At 69.1% G+C, this 17,159-nt stretch carries 21 protein-coding genes; 9 read left to right on the top strand and 12 right to left on the bottom strand.

The features are described from left to right. Positions 1–79 precede the first annotated feature (79 nt). From thiD (GKO32_RS32375) to GKO32_RS32360, 4 genes are all read right to left on the bottom strand, one after another. The gene (gene thiD, locus GKO32_RS32375) at positions 80–898 is read right to left on the bottom strand and encodes a bifunctional hydroxymethylpyrimidine kinase/phosphomethylpyrimidine kinase (RefSeq protein WP_154760710.1); all 819 of its coding nucleotides are present in this window, start codon (positions 896–898) and stop codon (positions 80–82) included. Positions 899–903: 5 nt separating this feature from the next. Further along, a complete protein-coding gene (gene thiD, locus GKO32_RS32370; RefSeq protein ID WP_154760709.1) occupies positions 904–1,722 on the bottom strand; it encodes a bifunctional hydroxymethylpyrimidine kinase/phosphomethylpyrimidine kinase in 819 nt (272 codons plus the stop codon). Next, entirely contained in the window at positions 1,722–3,350 is a 1,629-nt protein-coding gene (thiC, locus tag GKO32_RS32365) for a phosphomethylpyrimidine synthase ThiC (RefSeq protein ID WP_281354433.1), read from the bottom strand. The genes thiD (GKO32_RS32370) and thiC overlap by 1 nt, the downstream gene beginning before the upstream one ends. A 165-nt stretch (positions 3,351–3,515) precedes the next feature. Next, entirely contained in the window at positions 3,516–4,430 is a 915-nt protein-coding gene (locus GKO32_RS32360; protein ID WP_154760708.1) for a S1C family serine protease, read from the bottom strand. A 330-nt stretch (positions 4,431–4,760) separates the two neighbouring features. On the opposite strand from GKO32_RS32360, the gene GKO32_RS40695 reads away from it, so the two are divergent. Next, positions 4,761–4,844, top strand: coding sequence for an excalibur calcium-binding domain-containing protein (locus GKO32_RS40695; protein WP_376766021.1), 84 nt, complete (start codon positions 4,761–4,763; stop codon positions 4,842–4,844). 3 nt (positions 4,845–4,847) lie between these two features. Here the strand turns inward: GKO32_RS40695 and GKO32_RS32350 are convergent, their stop codons facing one another. Next, entirely contained in the window at positions 4,848–5,411 is a 564-nt protein-coding gene (locus tag GKO32_RS32350; RefSeq protein ID WP_312868943.1) for a peptide deformylase, read from the bottom strand. A 127-nt stretch (positions 5,412–5,538) separates the two neighbouring features. Here GKO32_RS32350 and GKO32_RS32345 point away from each other — a divergent pair, with 127 nt between their 5' ends. Both GKO32_RS32345 and GKO32_RS32340 read left to right on the top strand, forming a co-directional pair. Further along, the gene (locus GKO32_RS32345; protein WP_154760706.1) at positions 5,539–5,844 is read left to right on the top strand and encodes a DUF3263 domain-containing protein; all 306 of its coding nucleotides are present in this window, start codon (positions 5,539–5,541) and stop codon (positions 5,842–5,844) included. Continuing rightward, the gene (locus GKO32_RS32340; protein ID WP_154760705.1) at positions 5,841–6,458 is read left to right on the top strand and encodes a LytR C-terminal domain-containing protein; all 618 of its coding nucleotides are present in this window, start codon (positions 5,841–5,843) and stop codon (positions 6,456–6,458) included. Before GKO32_RS32345 ends, GKO32_RS32340 begins: the two co-directional genes overlap by 4 nt. Before the next feature lie 3 nt (positions 6,459–6,461). Here GKO32_RS32340 and GKO32_RS32335 read toward each other — a convergent pair whose 3' ends face one another. Genes GKO32_RS32335 through GKO32_RS32325 form a run of 3 tightly spaced genes read right to left on the bottom strand, consistent with a single transcriptional unit; the run spans position 6,462 to position 10,574 of the window. Further along, entirely contained in the window at positions 6,462–8,651 is a 2,190-nt protein-coding gene (locus GKO32_RS32335; protein WP_312868942.1) for an AAA family ATPase, read from the bottom strand. A gap of 10 nt (positions 8,652–8,661) precedes the next feature. After that, positions 8,662–9,330 (bottom strand): response regulator transcription factor, encoded by a 669-nt coding sequence (locus GKO32_RS32330; protein WP_154760704.1) that lies wholly within the window; start codon positions 9,328–9,330, stop codon positions 8,662–8,664. After that, positions 9,318–10,574 (bottom strand): sensor histidine kinase, encoded by a 1,257-nt coding sequence (locus GKO32_RS32325; protein ID WP_154760703.1) that lies wholly within the window; start codon positions 10,572–10,574, stop codon positions 9,318–9,320. Before GKO32_RS32325 ends, GKO32_RS32330 begins: the two co-directional genes overlap by 13 nt. A gap of 103 nt (positions 10,575–10,677) precedes the next feature. Between GKO32_RS32325 and GKO32_RS32320 the strand changes: the two genes are divergently transcribed. Both GKO32_RS32320 and GKO32_RS40320 read left to right on the top strand, forming a co-directional pair. Beyond that, positions 10,678–10,878: a hypothetical protein gene (locus GKO32_RS32320; protein ID WP_154760702.1), complete on the top strand. Its 201-nt coding sequence runs from the start codon at positions 10,678–10,680 to the stop codon at positions 10,876–10,878. Continuing rightward, on the top strand, positions 10,875–11,753 hold the full coding sequence (locus tag GKO32_RS40320; RefSeq protein WP_312868941.1) for a CPBP family intramembrane glutamic endopeptidase: 879 nt from the start codon (positions 10,875–10,877) through the stop codon (positions 11,751–11,753). The genes GKO32_RS32320 and GKO32_RS40320 overlap by 4 nt, the downstream gene beginning before the upstream one ends. A 50-nt stretch (positions 11,754–11,803) precedes the next feature. Here the strand turns inward: GKO32_RS40320 and pssA are convergent, their stop codons facing one another. Further along, complete coding sequence (gene pssA / locus GKO32_RS32310; RefSeq protein ID WP_154760701.1) at positions 11,804–12,757, bottom strand: CDP-diacylglycerol--serine O-phosphatidyltransferase; 954 nt, start codon at positions 12,755–12,757, stop codon at positions 11,804–11,806. A 3-nt stretch (positions 12,758–12,760) separates the two neighbouring features. Next, complete coding sequence (locus tag GKO32_RS32305) at positions 12,761–13,468, bottom strand: phosphatidylserine decarboxylase (protein ID WP_154760700.1); 708 nt, start codon at positions 13,466–13,468, stop codon at positions 12,761–12,763. 200 nt (positions 13,469–13,668) lie between these two features. Here GKO32_RS32305 and GKO32_RS32300 point away from each other — a divergent pair, with 200 nt between their 5' ends. Beyond that, positions 13,669–13,842, top strand: coding sequence for a hypothetical protein (locus GKO32_RS32300; RefSeq protein ID WP_154760699.1), 174 nt, complete (start codon positions 13,669–13,671; stop codon positions 13,840–13,842). Here the strand turns inward: GKO32_RS32300 and GKO32_RS32295 are convergent. Together GKO32_RS32295 and moeA are read right to left on the bottom strand one after the other, a co-directional pair. Beyond that, positions 13,817–14,098, bottom strand: a complete 282-nt coding sequence (locus tag GKO32_RS32295; protein WP_154760698.1) for a GlsB/YeaQ/YmgE family stress response membrane protein — start codon at positions 14,096–14,098, stop codon at positions 13,817–13,819. The two genes, GKO32_RS32300 and GKO32_RS32295, sit on opposite strands and share 26 nt — an antisense overlap. A gap of 2 nt (positions 14,099–14,100) precedes the next feature. Next, complete coding sequence (moeA, locus tag GKO32_RS32290) at positions 14,101–15,303, bottom strand: molybdopterin molybdotransferase MoeA (protein WP_312868940.1); 1,203 nt, start codon at positions 15,301–15,303, stop codon at positions 14,101–14,103. 75 nt (positions 15,304–15,378) lie between these two features. On the opposite strand from moeA, the gene GKO32_RS32285 reads away from it, so the two are divergent. The 3 genes from GKO32_RS32285 to GKO32_RS32275 all read left to right on the top strand — a co-directional run. Continuing rightward, a complete protein-coding gene (locus GKO32_RS32285; protein ID WP_312868939.1) occupies positions 15,379–15,993 on the top strand; it encodes an AIM24 family protein in 615 nt (204 codons plus the stop codon). 192 nt (positions 15,994–16,185) lie between these two features. Continuing rightward, positions 16,186–16,392 (top strand): cold-shock protein, encoded by a 207-nt coding sequence (locus tag GKO32_RS32280; protein ID WP_312868938.1) that lies wholly within the window; start codon positions 16,186–16,188, stop codon positions 16,390–16,392. 23 nt (positions 16,393–16,415) lie between these two features. Then, on the top strand, positions 16,416–17,159 hold a 744-nt coding region (locus GKO32_RS32275; protein WP_312868937.1), incomplete at its 3' end, for a serine/threonine-protein kinase.

The raw sequence follows: 17,159 nt of genomic DNA, 5'->3' as shown, positions 1-17,159 counted from the left end.
GCGAGTTGCACGTTGCGGTCGCGCGAGTTGTGCGTTTGGTTCGGCTGCGTTGCCCCGCGCCGGTTTCGCGTGGTGGCGACTACCGGTCTTCCGGAGCCAGGCGCCAAAAGGCTGACACTGGGCCAACCTTCTGACCCATCGGGTATGCGTTCGCTACTGCGTTGCCGACGAACCACTTTCCGAACTTTGCGGCCTCGGGCACGGTCATGCCGCGTGCCAGGCCTGCTGTCAGCGCCGCTGCCATGGAGTCTCCGGCGCCGTGGGTGTGTGGCGTGGCGATGCGGGGGCCGGGGAGTTCCAGGAAAGTCTTGCCGTCAAACAGAAGGTCGACGCATTCTGGATCGTGCGTCAAGTGTCCACTTTTGACCAGCACATAGTTCGGCCCCAGAGCGTGCAGGGCGATCGCTGCCTCGTGCATGTCTTCCCGGCCGGTGACCGTTCGGCCGGTCAGCAGGCGCACCTCGTCCAGGTTCGGAGTCAGCACCGTCGCCCGGGGAAGCAGTAGCTCCCGCAACGCTGTCAGGCCGGCATCATCGAATAGTGGCTTGCCGTGCATGGACGCGGCGACCGGGTCCACGACGAATGGGGTCACGTTGTCACGGCCGATGTTCGCATCGTCACAGGCATCGGCCACCGCTTTGATGATCTCCGCCGAGGCGAGCATGCCTGTTTTGGCCGCGCCCACCCCCATATCGGCGGCAACGGCCTCGATTTGGCCTGCCACGATATTTGGCGGGATGTCCGATCGATCGTGCACGCCCAGTGTGTTCTGCACCGTCACCGCCGTGACCGCGACCAGGCCGTGCACCCCGCACGTCAGGAATGTTCGCAGGTCGGCCTGCAAACCCGCCGCCCCACCGGAATCCGAGCCCGCGATCGTCAGCGCACTAGCAACCATGGTCCCTAGTGTCGCAGCCGCCAGAATGGTGACACCGGACCGACACCGGCACCCAGCTCGTAAGCGTCCAGCACCGACCGTTCGATGAACCGCTTCCCCTCGGCGACAGCATCAGGCACACCGAGATCTTGAGCCAGCGAAGCCGTGATCGCCGACGCGAGAGTGTCACCGCCGCCGTGGGTGTTCTTCGTCTGGTAACGCGGGCCCTTCAACTGGATGTACTGCACGCCATCCGAGAGTAGGTCGACACAATCCGGATCCGACTCCAGATGCCCGCCCTTGACCAGCACATATTGGGACCCGAACGCCAGCAACGCATCCGCCGCGCGGCGCTGGCTGTCCCGGTCCGTCACCTCCACCCCGGTCAGCAACCGCACCTCGTCGAGATTCGGGGTGATCAGGGTGGCCCGCGGGAACAGCTCGGTGCGGATCGCCTCCAGTGCTTCCTCGCGCAGCAACGGATGCCCGGTCATCGAAGCCGCGACCGGGTCCACGACCAGCGGCGTCTCCGCCGACCGTCCAATGCGGACATCATCCAGGGTCCCGGCCACCGCTTCGATGATCTCCACGGTCGCCAGCATTCCGGTCTTCGCCGCGTCCACACCCATATCATCGGCAACCGCCTTGATCTGGGCGGCCACCACCTCGGGCGGGATCTCCGTGAAGCCTTGCACGCCAAGCGAATTCTGCACGGTGACTGCCGTGATCGCGGTCATCCCGTGCACTCCGCAGGCGAAGAACGTCCGCAGATCGGCCTGGATGCCCGCACCACCACCGGAATCCGATCCGGCGATGGTGAGGGCAGTCCGTGGCGTTCCGGCCATCAGTCCACTACCGGCAGGTAAACCTGGTTGCCGCGCTTCCCGAACTCGTCCGACTTCGCCTGCATCCCCGCCTCGATCGCATCCACAGTGGACAGACCGTGTTCCTCGGCGTACTTGCGCACATCCTGGGTGATGCGCATCGAGCAGAACTTCGGCCCGCACATCGAGCAGAAATGCGCGGTCTTCGCCGGCTCGGCGGGCAGCGTCTCGTCATGGAAGGAGCGAGCGGTGTCGGGGTCGAGCGCCAGGTTGAACTGGTCGTTCCAGCGAAACTCGAAGCGGGCCTTGGAAAGCTCGTCATCCCAGTCCTGCGCGTACTGGTGCCCCTTCGCCAGGTCGGCGCTGTGCGCGGCGATCTTGTACGTGATCACGCCGGTCTTCACGTCGTCCCGGTTCGGCAGGCCCAGGTGCTCCTTCGGTGTGACGTAGCACAGCATCGCCGTGCCATACCAACCGATCTGGGCCGCGCCGATCGCCGACGTGATGTGGTCGTACGCCGGCGCGATGTCCGTCGCAAGTGGACCGAGCGTGTAGAACGGCGCCTCGCCGCACAACCGCTCCTCCAGTTCGACGTTCTCCTTGATCTTGTGCATCGGCACGTGACCGGGGCCTTCGATCATCACCTGCACGTCATGTTCGCGCGCGATATGAGTCAGCTCACCCAACGTTTCCAGCTCGGCGAACTGCGCCCGGTCGTTGGCGTCCGCGATCGAGCCCGGACGCAAGCCGTCCCCGAGCGAGAACGTGACGTCATACTGGCGGAGGATCTCGCAGAGTTCCTCGAAATGCGTGTACAGGAAGGATTCCTGGTGATGCGCGAGGCACCACGCGGCCATGATCGACCCGCCGCGCGACACGATGCCGGTGACGCGGTTCGCGGTGAGCGGGACGTACCGCAGCAGCACCCCGGCGTGCACGGTCATGTAGTCGACGCCCTGCTCGCACTGCTCGATCACGGTGTCCCGGTAGACCTCCCAGGACAGTTTTTCCGGTTCCCCGTCGACCTTTTCCAGCGCCTGGTAGATCGGCACCGTGCCGACGGGCACCGGCGAGTTGCGCACGATCCATTCGCGGGTCTCGTGAATGCGCTTACCGGTGGACAGGTCCATGATCGTGTCGGCGCCCCATCGGGTGGCCCACACCATCTTGTCGACCTCTTCCTCCACTGAGGACCACACGGCCGAGTTCCCCATGTTCGCGTTGACCTTCACCAGGAAGTTCTTCCCGATGATCATCGGTTCGCTCTCGGGATGCCTGCGGTTGACCGGAATCACCGCGCGGCCGCGGGCGACCTCGTCCCGCACGAACTCCGGGCTGAGCCGCTCGCGCGCCGCGACGAACTCCATCTCGCGCGTGATCACGCCCGCTTTTGCCCAGCCGAGCTGGGTGTTGTGCTCCTGTGACCAGCCGTCACGCAACGGCTTCAGTCCACTGTGGACATCGATCCGGGCATCCGGATCCGTGTACGGGCCGGAAGTGTCGTAGACATCGAAGTGATCACCATTCGAAAGGTCGATCCGCCTCGCGGGCACACGAAGCCCGGATTCGGTTGCGTGGTAGACCTTTCGTGACCCGGTGATCGGACCTGTGGTGACGCTGACCGAAGCGTTGTTCTCCAAGGTCGTCAAAGCAGAGTCACTCCCTACGCCGGCATTACCCGGTCAGGTTCGGCGGTCGGTGACACCGGAATCCGGACGGATTACCAGTCACCCTCTCAGCCCGCCAAGGCGCGAGCTCCCGCGATTTCTGTTGTGCTTCGACCATGCCATGCGGACGCGGGAAGGACAAGTGCGTCAGCCGGGAAGCTCCGTGGGCGCCGCGACAACGTCGACCATCGCGCCGTTGCGCAACACCGTGATCGGCAACCGGGTACCGATGACTTCGCCGAACAGCTGCCGCTGGATGTCCTGCGCGTCGGCCACCCGCGACCGGCCCACGGTCAGCACCAGGTCGCCCGCGTGCAGTCCCGCCTGAGCGGCAGGCCCGCCGGGCACGACCTCGACCACCCGCAGCCCAGCCCGCTGGCCCGTGTGTTCGGCCACATCGTCCGGCAGCGGCGCCGGGACGCCCACCACACCGAGGTACGCCCGCCGCACCTTGCCTTCGACGAGCAACGTGTCGACGATGCGCCGGGTCGTGGCGTTGACCGGCACCGCCATGCCCAGCCCGATCCCGGCGACCGCGGTGTTCACCCCCACCACGCGCCCGCTCGAATCCGCGAGCGCCCCACCCGAGTTGCCGGGGTTCAGCGCGGCGTCGGTCTGGATCACGTTCTCGATCACCCGCCCGGCCCGCGCCGTGCGCACCGGCAGCGCCCGGCCGAGCGCGCTGACCACCCCGGCCGTCACCGACCCGGCGAGCCCGAGCGGGCTGCCGACCGCGACCACCAGCTGACCGACGACGAGCTTGTCCGCGTCCCCGAGAGTGGCCGGGGCAGGCGCTTCCTTGACCCGCACCACCGCGAGATCCGACAGCGGATCGGCGCCCACGACGGTGAAATCCGCTTCCGTGCCATCGGAAAACGTCGCCACCCCGTGCCGGTCCCGGCCGACGACATGCGCGTTGGTGATCAAGTATCCGTCGTCCGCGAAGACGACACCCGAACCGCCGCCCCGCGCCAGGCGCAGGCTCGCGACGTGCGGGGTGACCTCCGCCGCGACCGTGCTGACCGTCCGCGAATAGGCATCGAGGGCGTCGGAGTCATCCATCGCGACCACCCCTTCGATTACACGCTTACTCCCACCCGCCAGCCCGACCACCACCCCTGGCGGAAGCCGCTTCGCGGCTGCGGTTACTGGCCAGTGTGCGCCCGCGTTCTGCCGTCGTGCGCCGCTTTCACCGTGGGCGAACGGTCGCCCAGGCCGAACGCCGCCAGTACGGCGATGAAGGCGAGTGACAGGCCGGGGCCGGTGACCGCCCAGCAGGCGCGGCGCGCGACCGAGCTGTCTCGGCCGCCAAACGGAGCGACTGCGTCACGGTCACGAGCCGGTAGTTCGGCAACCGCAATGTCTCTCGCGCCGTGGTGAGCGCGTGTGTCGATGCCGGGACCAGGATTGACCAATGTGGACAGTTCGACCGGGAAGCTCGACCGCGACGGGGACGGGGTGGTGTGCGAGAAGTAGCCGTCAGTCCCGCGGTTCCTTCGGCGGCAGCCAGGACAGGCCCGGCACGCCCCAGTCGTTCCGCTTGAGCATCCGCTTCGCGTCCCGCGCGTGCCTGCCGATGAGCCGGTCCAGGTACAGGTACCCGTCGAGGTGGTCGGTCTCGTGCTGCAGGCAGCGGGCGAAGTAGCCGGTGCCCTCCACCTCGATCGGGTTGCCCTCGACATCGGCCCCGGTGACCTTCGCCCACTTCGCGCGGCCCGTCGGGTACGACTCGCCGGGGGCCGACAGGCAGCCTTCCCAGTCGTCGTCGGGGTCCGGCATGGTTTCCGGGATCTCCGAGGTCTCCAGCTTCGGGTTCACCACGACGCCCTTGTGCCGGACACCTTCGTCGTCGGGGCAGTCGTAGACGAACAGCCGCAGGGCGATGCCGATCTGGTTGGCGGCGAGACCGACCCCCTCGGCGGCGTACATGGTCTCGAACATGTCGTCGACGAGGGTGCGCAGCTCGTCGTCGAACTTGTCGACCTCACGCGTGGGGTGGTGCAGCACCGGATCGCCGGCGATGCGGATGGGGTGAATCGTCACAATCGGCGATCGTACCTACCGGCGCACCGTGACGCGCCGGGCCGTGATCCCGCACCGGAGACCCCCGCCCATGGTTGAATGACGCGGCGGAATGACAACCGTGTTCTTCGGTGATTTGAGGAGTCTGATGGACGCCGCGGAGTCGATGGCCGGCGGACGGCCGTCCCCGCCCGGTCCCACCGGTCTGTCGGAGCGCGAGGTGGCGATCCTGGCCTTCGAGCGCCAATGGTGGCGTCACGCTGGGGCCAAGGAAGAGGGAATTCGTAAGCAGTTCAACCTCTCGCCGACCCGCTACTACCAGCTGCTCAACCAGCTGCTCGAAAAACCCGAGGCGTTGCAGGCCGATCCGATGCTGGTGAAGCGGCTGCGGAAGTTGCGCACGACGCGGGCACGCAAGCGGGTGGCCCGGCGGCTGGGGATCGAGGGGCGATGAACTTCTTCCAGGGCTTGTCCCGGCCGATGCGCCTGGCCGGTGTCGTACTGCTCGCGATCGCCGCGGGTGCCGCGATCGTCGGCATCGTGACCGCGGTGTCCGGCGGTCCCGACAACACGGCTGCACCGACGACTTCCGCCGCCCCGTCGCCGTCCGGCCCGGGCGAGGGCAGCGTGCCGCCGCCCGCGTCGTCCGCGCCGCCGTCGACGAGCGCGCAGCCGCCGAGCACGAGCGCCGCGTCGCCGTCCGCTCCGGCGGGTGCGGCGACGCCGGCGCCGAACGGCGGGGTGCCCGGCGACCAGGCCGCCGCCAAGTGGGTGCCGGTGCGGGTCTACAACAACAGCACGATTCACGGGCTCGCCGCACGCGCCGCCGCCGACCTGCGGGCCGACGGCTGGAACGTCGCCGAGGTGTCGAACTACCCGTACGGGGTCATCCCGACCACGACCGCGTTCTACACGCCCGGCACGGACGAGGAGACCGCGGCGAAGGCGATCGCGACGTCGTTCGCGATGAAGGCCGACGGCCGGTTCGAAGGGATCCAGAACTCGAGCCCCGGGGTGATCGTCATCGTCACCAACGACTATCAGGGCTTGCGCGTCAAGGGTTCCTGACGGCTACTGGCGCTGCTCGGCGTAGGCGGCCAGCGCCGCCACCTGAGCGGGGTCGAGTGACGGGCGGATGACCGAGCGTGCCGTGGTCAGGTGCGCCGCCGTCACCTCGGTCGCGTCCAGTGACTCCCGCATCGCGGTCAGTGCCGCCTCCCGGATGAGTGCCGCACAGTCCGCCGCCGAGTAACCATCCAAAGTGGACGCGAGCTCGGTCAGGTCTACATCGGACGCGAGCGGGGTGTTCCTCGCGGTCGCGCGGAGGATGTCCGCTCGCGCGCCGGCGTCCGGCGGCGGCACGTACACCAGCCGCTCCAGCCGTCCCGGCCGCAGCAGCGCCGGGTCCACCAGATCGGGCCGGTTGGTCGCGCCGAGCACCACGACATCACGCATCGGCTCCACGCCGTCGAGTTCGGTGAGCAGCGCGGCGACCACCCGGTCGGCCACCCCGGAGTCGCTGGACTGGCCGCGCCGCGGGGCAAGCGCGTCGATCTCGTCGAGGAACACCAGAGACGGCGCGGCTTCCGCGGCGCGGCGGAACAGTTCACGGACGGCACGCTCGGATTCGCCCACCCACTTGTCGAGCAGCTCGGCGCCCTTGACCGCGAACACACTCAACGCGCCGGTACCGGCCAGTGCCCGCACCAGGAACGTCTTCCCGCCGCCGGGCGGGCCGTACAACAGCACCCCGCGCGGCGGCGCGACCCCAAGGCGGGCAAAGGAGTCCGGGTAGCGCAGCGGCCACAGCACGGCTTCGGTGAGCGACTGCTTGACTTCGGTCATGTCACCGACGTCGTCAAGGCTGATCCCGCCGGTCGACAGTGTGTCCGAAGTGGACATCGAAATAGGACGGACGGTGGTGAGCGCGGCGAGCAGATCCTGCTGGGAGATCCGGGGCTCCTCGGCATCGCGCTGGCGAAGCGCGGCGCGTACGGCGGCGTCACGGCGCAGTGCGATGAGATCGGCCGCCACGAAACCGGGCGTCTTCTCCGCCAGTGCACCACAGTCCACACCGGACTCGACAGGCACGTCGCGGAGCAGGATCCGCAGCAGCTCGGTGCGGCCCTTCCCGTCCGGTAAGGGAATCGACAGCTCCCGGTCCAGCAGATCAGGACCACGCAGCCGGGAGTCACAGGCTTCGGGATGGGCTGTGGTCGCGATGAGCGCGAGACCGGGTTTGCCCAGTGCGGTCCGCAACTCGTCGAGCACGATCGTCGCGAGTGGAGGCTGGTTGCTCGCCGGCAGCAGTGCGTCGACATCGGCGAGCAACAGCACCGTCGGCTCGCCGGAGCTCGCCTGTGTGATCGCTTCTCGCAGCGCGGCGGCGGCCGCATTCGGCTCCAGCACGGCGATATTGGGCGCGGCGAGGCTGAGCACGCGCACCTTCTCCGCCTGCGCGACCGAACGCACGAGCGTCGACTTGCCGACGCCTTCCGGCCCGGACAGCAGCACCCCGAGCCGGGCCGTCGTGCCGAGGCGGGCCAGCAACTCGGGACGACGGAACGCGAGATCGAACCACTCGGCGAGCGCCTTCGCTTGTGCTTGCGCACCAACCAGATCCGTCAGCGGCACCGTTTCTCCGTCCTCCTCGAGGACCGGCGGCGCCGCGACGGGCGGCGGGGCGGGCGTGGTCGCGCCGTCCCGCCAGCTGACCACTGTGGACTGACCGATCGCGACCGGCCCCGCCGGTTCGGTCGCGGTCACCGTCAGCAGCTCGGTGGTCCAGGTGGCGCCGATCGTGCGGGACAGCTGCCCGCGCACCGACGCCGCATCCGCGCCGGGCGGTGGCGCGAGATCCTGTGGTAACAAGGAAACCGCGTCGCCGACCGTGATGACCTTGCCGATCAGCGCGAGCCGCAGGGTGTGCGGTGAGACCGAGACGCTCGCCAGCCGGGACCCGGCGACGGTGACCGACCGGGCGGCAGCCACCTCCGCGCGGGCCACCACGATTTCGGTCCCCTCGGTGACACCGAGATTCGACATCGTCACGTCGTCCGCGAGCACGGTCCCCGGCGGGTTTCCCGCTTCGGCCGGCGCGGCGAGCGCGGCACTGCGCCGGGCGCCGGTCAGGTGGACCGCGTCCCAGGCTCGCAGGCCCAGCGCGTCGAGCACCTCCGGATGCAGCCGCACCACCCCGCGCCGGGTGTCCAGTGCGGACGGGGTGTGCCGGACGGTCAACGTGATCTGCGGGCTGCTCACAGGATTCACCTTAGGCGCGGCCCGGCACGGTGCGGGCGTTTTCCAGGTAGCGCAGGACAGCGGTGACGCGGCGGTCGGCACTGTCGTCGGGCGCGAGATCGAGTTTCGCGAAGATGCTGCGGATGTGCTTGTGCACGGCGCCGTCGGTGACCACGAGGCGTTCGGCGATGGCGCCGTTGCCCAGCCCCTCCGCCATCAGGGCCAGCACGTCGCGCTCGCGCGGGCTCAGCCGCTCCAGCCGGTCATCGGATCGGGGCCTGGCCAGGAGTTGCGCGACGACCTCGGGGTCGATCGCGGTACCGCCGTCGGCGACCCGGTGCAGCGCGTCGAGGAATTCCGTCACCCGCCCAACCCGCTCTTTCAGCAGGTAGCCGAGTCGGGCGCTGCCGCCGGCGAGCAGGTCGGTGGCGAAGGACTGCTCGACGTAGGCCGACAGCACCAGCACCGCGAGACCGGGCCGTCGCCGCCGGGCTTCGACGGCGGCGACGATCCCCTCCTTCGTGTGCGTCGGCGGCATCCGGACGTCGACGATGGCGACGTCCGGCTCGTGCTCGTCGACGGCACGCAGGAAATCGTCCGGGTTGTCGGTGGTGGCAACCACGTCGAGCGACTCCGCGCGCAGGAGCAGCGCGACGCCTTCGCGCAGGAGCAGGTCGTCCTCGGCGATCACAATCCGCATGGCAGGTCCACCGTCACTGTGGTCGGTCCGCCGGCCGGGCTGGCCAGCGTGAAGGTTCCGTCTTGGGCTTCGACCCGGCGGCGGATGCCGCTCAGGCCCGAGCCGTCGCTTTCGCTCGCGCCGCCGCGGCCGTCGTCGACGACCTCGACGTGGATCAGGTCGTCCCGGCGGGACAAGGTCACCACCGCGTGCCGTGCGCCGCTGTGCTTGGCGATGTTCGTCAGCGCCTCGGCCACGATGAAGTACACCGATGCCTCCACCGACGAGGCGTACCGGCCTGGCAGGTCGGCGTCGATGCGGACGTCCACGGGGGAGTTGGCGGCGAGCGTGGTGAGAGCGCCGACCAGGCTGCCCTCCGCGAGCACCGGCGGCAGGATGCTCCGGACCACCGCACGCAGATCCGCCAGCGCTTGTTCCGCGGCGTCCTGGGCGCGGCCGAGGATCTGGTCGGTCTCGGCGGCATCGCGGGTCAGCGCGCGCCGGGCCGCACCGAGCAGCACGTTCACCGCCACCAACCGGTTCTGTGTGCCGTCGTGCAACGACCGTTCGATCCGCCGCAGTTCGGTGGTGTGCGCGTCGAGGGCGGCGGCCCTGGTCGCCGTCAGGTGTGCGATCCGCAGCGCGAGGTCGGTGTCCGGTCCCGGACGCAGCAGGCGGCGGCCTGGCAACGCCTGCAATCGGGAGAGCCACGGCAGCGCCGCCACCGCCAGAAACGCCCAGCCCACGCCCAGCAACGAGACCGTGAACGCGCCCGGCAGGTCGTGCACCTCCCAAAGACCCAGCGACGGGGTGGCTCCGCCGGGCGGCAGCAAGTACCAGTACAGCGGGAAAAGACCGTCCCGCACGATGCTGAGCGCGATCATCAGCGCCACCAGGCCGAGCACGAACCCGGTGATGGCGTGCAGCGCCAGCCAGGCGATTTCCCGTTGGGTCTCGCGATGACGCAGGGCGTCGGAGAGCCGGGCCGGCGGCGGGCCGGGGCTGATCACGTCCGGGCCCCAGCGGGTCAGCCGCGCGCGCTCGCGGTCGGCGACGGCGTGCACCATCCGCAGCGCGAGCGGCGCCAGCGGCAGCCCGACGCCGATCAGGGACAGCGCCGCGACGATCAGCAGCACGACCAGTGCCACGATCGCGAGCACGGACGTCCCCAAACCGCTGATGAGGTGCTCGAGCGCGTCCAGTGCCGCGCGGGCACGGGCGCCCCACGAACGTGACGTGGCTGCCCGGGTATCGGCCGGCGACATGGGACCTCCTCGGCGCGGACCATACCGGGTACAGCCTGCTGTACTTCGAAGTGTCTCGCTGACGGGATCGCTGCGACGTCCGGAAATTTCTAGCGTTAGCGGCATGACGAATTCCACACAGGACCAGACCACTGACCGCGGCACGATGACACGTTCACTGTTGTGGGTGCTGCTCGTGATCAGCTTGGTGTGCAACGCGACCACGTCCGCCATCGGCCTCAGCGTGTTCATCAGCGGCGCCTTCGGGTTGCTGACACTGGGTTCCGGTGTCGCGCTCGTCCTGCACCATCGGCGTCAGCGGTGAACAACGGACGCGGTCTTGTCGGCCGCTACCCGCTCACCAGTTTCTTCGTGCTCGCCTTCGGACTGAGCTGGCTGGCCTGGACTCCTTATGTGCTCTCGGAAAACGGGCTCGGGCTGGTGCCGTTGCACTTCCCGGTGATCGCGGGCTCCACGCAGCTGCTGGGTGTCCTGCCGGGTGCCTATCTCGGCCCGATCCTGTCGGCCTTCCTCGTCACGGCGCTGGCATACGGGCGGCCGGGGTTGCGGCAATGGCTGGGCCGTTTCCTGAAATGGCGGGTCAGCTGGCGGTGGTACCTCTCGGTGCTGCTGGGCGTCCCGATCGCGCTCGCCCTCACGAGCATCCCGTTTTCCGCCGAACGGCACCTGCCGACGGCGTCGTTGCTCGGGGCCTACGCGGTCGGGCTGGTGTTCCAGATGATCACGACGGGTCTCGCCGAGGAGCCCGGGTGGCGGGACTTCGCGCTGCCCCACCTACAGCCGCGGTTCGGTGCGCTGCGGGGCACGATTCTCCTCGGTGTGCTGTGGGGCTGCTGGCACCTGCCGCTGTTCCTGACCGAATGGGGCGGCTGGCCGGAGGTCAGGCCGCTGAAGGTCGTGGAGTTCCTGGTGTCCTGTGCCGCGATCAGCATCGTGATGACGTGGGTGTTCAACCGCACCAAGGAAAGCCTGCCGATCGCGATGATCCTGCACACCAGCGTCAACAACTTCATGTCGGTGGCCTGGCTGGCGATGTTCCCCGCGGTGCGCGCCGACGACTCGATGCTGATCCTGCTCATCGCGTTCTCCGCGGCGGCGATCATCCTGCTGGTCACGACTCGCGGGCGTCTCGGCTACCGCGCCCCAGCCACCCGCGAGCACGAACTGGCCGCGGTGTGACGTTGCGGAACGAGGCCGTGCTGAAGAGGGGCCAGCACGGCCTCGTGACGTCACTCGCCGCGCTGCCGGAGGCCGATTCGGCGCCAGCTGCGGCGATTGCGTTGCTCGCTGTCCGGCGGGAAGGTACGGACCCGCACGACATGGCCGGGGCCGGAACGCGGCAGCCGGACCGAAATCCGTCCCGTGCCGGCGAGCTTCGGCCGCCGCAACCGCAGCCGGCGGGTGCTGCGCGCCCGGCGGATCGCGCGGCGCTCCCGCAGCGGCACGTGCCACGCCTCCGGGTGGTTGGCCAGCCAGTGGTAGCGGCGGACGGCGTACGGGATGTGCACCAGGTACAGCACCAGCGCGGCAGCCAGTGCGACCAGCGGGTACTGGATGATCGCCGCGGCCACCAGCCCGACCCCGACGAGCATCGGCGCCATCGCCTTCGCCGGGACCTTGACGGTCTTGAGCGACAGCGTCGGGATACGGCTGATCAGCAGCAGCGCGATGGCCACCGTCCACACCCACACCACCGGCTTGCTCGACCACCAGCCGTCGCCGAACTCGAGCGTCAGGATCAGCGGCAGCAGTGCCAGCAGACCACCGGCGGGCGCCGGCACGCCAATGAAGAACTCGTTGGCGTACGGCGGTTTTTCGACATCGAGCAGCGTGTTGAACCGGGCGAGCCGCAGCACGATGCACACCGCGAACACCAGGGAGATCACCCAGCTGACGCGTTGCGTGTCGGTGTGCCAGATGAACAATACGAGCGCCGGCGCGACACCGAACGAGATCGCATCGGACAGCGAGTCCAGCTCGGCGCCCATCTTGGACGTCGCATCGAGCAGGCGCGCGATCCGGCCGTCGAGGCTGTCCAGCACGGCGGCCACGCCGATCGCGCCGATCGCCAGCACGTAGTCGTGGCTCAGCGCGAACTGCACCGCCGACAGGCCCGCACACAGCGCGAGCACCGTGATCGCGTTCGGCAGCAGCCGCACGCTCGGGGTCACCACCCGGACCATGCTCTAGTCCTTCCCCTTGGGGAGCTCGGCGAGCGGGGTTTCGCCGCCGATCGTGCGCTGGCCCTTGCTGACCAGCACCCGGCTACCCGCGGGGAGGTAGAGATCCACGCGCGAGCCGAAGCGGATCAGCCCGTAGGTCTGACCGGCGGAGATCTTGTCCCCTTCCGCGGCTTGGCACAAGATGCGGCGGGCCACGAGTCCCGCTATCTGGACCACCACCAGGTCGTGGCCGTCGACCGTGCGCAACAGCATCGAGTTGCGCTCGTTGTCGTCGCTGGCCTTGTCCAGGTCCGCGGAGACGAACTTGCCGGGGCGGTACGCGATCCGCTCGACGCTGCCGGTCGCGGGGGCGCGCTGGACATGCACATCGAAAATGGACAGGAAGATGCTGACCCGCATCCGCGGCTCGGCGGGCAGGCCCAGTTCGGGCGGCGGGGTGGCCTCCTCGATCAGCGACACGATGCCGTCCGCGGCGGCCAGCGCGAGCCCGTCGCGGTCCGGTGGCACGCGGCGCGGCTCGCGGAAGAAGGCGGCGGTCGCCAGCGTGGCCAGCCCGGCGACCGTGCCGAGCGGCTTGGACAGCCGGCGTAGCAGCACTGTCGCGGCGAGGCCACCGGCGACGAACGGGCGGCCTGCCGGATGCATCGGTGGAAGCGTTTCCCGGGCCAGGTGCAGTGCGTGGGCAACGGGGTTGCCCGATTTGCGGCTCATCACGTTCCCGTGTGGGTTGACAAAGGTCACCGGTTGGTATCGACCGGACCCTGACCGGCGTGTTGGTTCGTCGATCTGGGTAACCACGCTACCGGCGCGCTCTCGGCACGCTGTATGGGGGAACCCGGGCGGGGCACATCGGTTAACGCAAAGTCGTGTCAACCGATGCAGAACGGAGTAAGAGCAGAGAGGACCCCGTCATGACAGCGGCTGACTTCCCGCCTCGCGGGTGCCTGGGGGAGCTGCTCGACCAGTGGCGGCGGGACATCTGCAGCGTGCCCATCCCGCGGCTGGTCGATCTGCCGACGGCCGTCGCGATCGTGTGCGCCGCCCGCGAGCAACTCGAGCTCAAGCCCGCGGGCCCCGGCGAGTGAGAGCGACCACGAGCCGCAGGATGCCGAGCAGCACCACGGCGCCGAGCACGGCGACCCCGAAGCTCGGGAAGTCGAAGTCGAACGTCTTCTCGCGGCCGGTCACCAACCGGTAGAGCAGGCCACCGAGCGCCGCGCCGACCACGCCGACGAGCACGCTCACCAGGCAGCCCTGCCGTCGCCGGTCGGGGCCGCCGATGACGAGGTTCGCCGCCCACCCGGCCAGCGCCCCGAACACGATCCACGCGAAGAAGCCCATGATCAGAACAGCAGCACGTCGACTTCGGTGCCTTGCGGCGCCTCGGTGACGTCCTCCGGTAGCACGATCAGGCAGTTGGCCTGGGTGAACGCGGCGAGCAGATGCGAACCGGGGCCGCCACGCGGGCCGACCTCGCCGGTCACCTCGCCCTGTCGCTGCCAGTAGTACCCACGCCGGAACTGCCGCCGCCCCGCAGGCGAGCGCAGCCCCTCGGTCAGCCGCGCCCGGACGCGGTGGCGGTCGACGTTGGTGTGGCCGAGCGCGGTCAGCAGCGCCGGGCGCAGAAACACCTCGAACGACACCAGCACGCTCACCGGGTTGCCGGGCAACGTCACCACCGGAACCCCGTGCCAGCGGCCGTTGCCCTGCGGCCCGCCGGGTTGCATCGCGACCTTCTGGAAGTGGACGCCGAACCCGTCGAGTGCGTCCTTGACCACCTCGTACGCGCCCGCGCTGACCCCGCCGGTGGTGACCACGACGTCGAACTCGCCGAGCCGGGGCTCGATGTTCTGCCGGAACTCCGCCACATCGTCGGCGCTCATGACGATCTCGGCTTCGCAGCCGAGCGTGCGGATCGCGGTCGCGAGCGTGATGCTGTTGGACTCGTAGATCTGCCCGTGCCGCAGCTCCTGCGGCGGCACGATCAGCTCCGTGCCGGTCGACACGACCAGCACCCGCAACGGTTTCCGCACGCTCAGCCGCTCCTGCCCGACCGCCGCGGCCAGGCCGAGCTGCGCAGGCCCGAGCACGGTGCCCGCGCCGAGCGCGACCGAGCCCTTCGCGACGTCCTCGCCAATGTGCCGGATGTGCGCGCCGGGCGCCGGCGCCTCGTGGATCCGGACCCGCTCCGTCCCACCGTCGGTGCGTTCGACCATGACGACGCTGTCGGCACCCGGGGGCATCGGGGCACCCGTCATGATCCGGTGGGCGGTGCCGGGCGGCAGATCGGGCACGTCGACGCGGCCGGCCGGGATGTCTTCGCCGACGGGCAGTTCGACCGGGCTGTCCTTGCTCGCCCCGGCGACGTCCGCGGCGCGCACGGCGTAACCGTCCATCGCCGAGTTGTCGAACGGCGGCAACGAGACGCCGGCCAGCACGTCCTGCGCCAGCACAAGCCCCGCGCAGGCCGCCAGCGGAAGGCTCACCACGGGCGCGGTGCCCAGTAGGGAAATGATCTCGGCACGGTAATCGTCGACGGAAACCACGGAGACCATCCTGCCCGGACCGCTTCGCGTGCGACACTCTGCCCGTCCCGATTCGCTGTCCACCGGAGGTAGTCGGTGCAGGTCCACACGCGGCACACCCCGGCTTTCGGTGTCGCGCGGGTCAGTCTGGCGCCCGGCGAGGCGGTGCAGGCCGTGTCCGACACCCTGGTCGCGAACAGCTTCGGGATCACCGAGGCGCGGCAGTCACGCGGTGGTCTGCGCGTGCATGGCAAGGGTGAGCCTTCGGTGTTCACCGCGCCGAAGGAAGGAGGCTGGCTCGACCTCGCGCCCGCCGGTCCCGGCGACGTGTACCCGCTCGAACTCGACGGGCGGGTCGGCTGGAACGTCGCGAAACAGGCCTTTCTCGCGCGGCCCTCGACCGTCCGCGTCGACGCGGGCTGGCGCGCGCTGCAGGTCCTTTTCGGCGGTGACGGCGGTTTTCTCGAGCACTACAGCGGAACAGGTCCGCTCGTGCTCGCGTGCGCGGGCCCGGTCGACGCGCTCAAGATCGAGGCGGGTGCGCTCATCACCGTGCGCCCACCGCATCTTCTGGCCTATCCGGACACTGTCCAATGCCGCCTGCGTGCGGTGGATCCCTCGGGCCCGCAGTCGATCAGGACGGGCGAAGGGCTCGCGTTCGACTTCGCCGGACCAGGCACCGTTCTGGTGCAGGCGCGTAAATCTCCATAATTGACCATTGCCCGGCGCCATGCTGCGTCATTGTTACCAATTCGACCCTCAGTCACGGCGATCCGCGTGGCGTAGGCCGGCCTCCGGTTGATCGCGTTCGGCCTACTTTTGGTCGGATTGGTAATCCGGTAGCGTGATCGCATCCGGGACACCGGTTCGGCGCGGTCTCCCAGTGTTCGCAAGGAGGACGCCGTGGCAGTCGGCACGGTCAAGTGGTTCAATTCCGAAAAGGGCTACGGGTTCATCGCTTCACCCGATGGCCCTGACGTATTCGTGCATTACTCGGCGATTCAGTCCGACGGATTCCGCACCCTCGACGAGGGAGACAAGGTGGAGTTCGAGATCCAGGCCGGCCGAGATGGCCGTAGCCAGGCGACGGACGTCCGCAAGCTGTCGTAGCCAAGGCGGCTAGGCTTCGCTGCGTGACAGGCGATGTGTCGGGGGACCTCACCGGTCGCCGGCTGGGTAACTACCGCATCGACGGAGTGCTCGGCAAGGGCGGCATGAGTGTCATGTACAAGGCCACCGACGTCCGGCTTGGGCGCCAGGTCGCCTTGAAGGTGATCGGTGAGCACCTTGGCGCCGACGCCGAGTTTCGTGAGCGTTTCGTGGCCGAGGCCCGTAACACCTCGGCGATCGATCATGCCAATGTCGTTCCGCTGTATGACTTCGGCGAGATCGACGGTATGCATTACATCGCGATGCGCCTGGTTGACGGTGCGGATCTGGCGAGCCTGATTTCGGCGGGCCCGATGTCGCCCGAGCGCGTGCTGCGCCTGCTGGACCAGGTCGCCGACGCGCTGGACAGCCTGCACAGCCGGGGCCTGGTGCACCTCGATGTGAAACCGGCGAACGTGCTTGTCACGAGCCGGGAATCGGCGCGCGAACACGTTTATGTCGCGGATTTCGGGCTGACCCGCCGTGGTGCGACGGGCCATCGGACGCGGGGCGGCGATTTCCTGGGGTCCCCGACGTATGCCGCGCCCGAGCATCTGCGCGGTGAACCGCTCGACGGCCGGACGGATCAGTACGCGCTCGCCTGTGTGCTCTACGCATGCCTCACCGGTGGGCCGCCGTTCAAAGGCGATGTACCCGCGGTCATCAAAGGACATCTCGCCGTGGAGCCGCCGTCGGTTTCGCGCGTGGTTCCGTTGCCGGCGGCGATC

Origin of the sequence: Amycolatopsis pithecellobii (genome assembly GCF_009707865.1) — a bacterium.
Lineage (GTDB): Bacteria > Actinomycetota > Actinomycetes > Mycobacteriales > Pseudonocardiaceae > Amycolatopsis_E > Amycolatopsis_E pithecellobii.
This window is presented reverse-complemented; position numbering and strand designations above follow the sequence as displayed.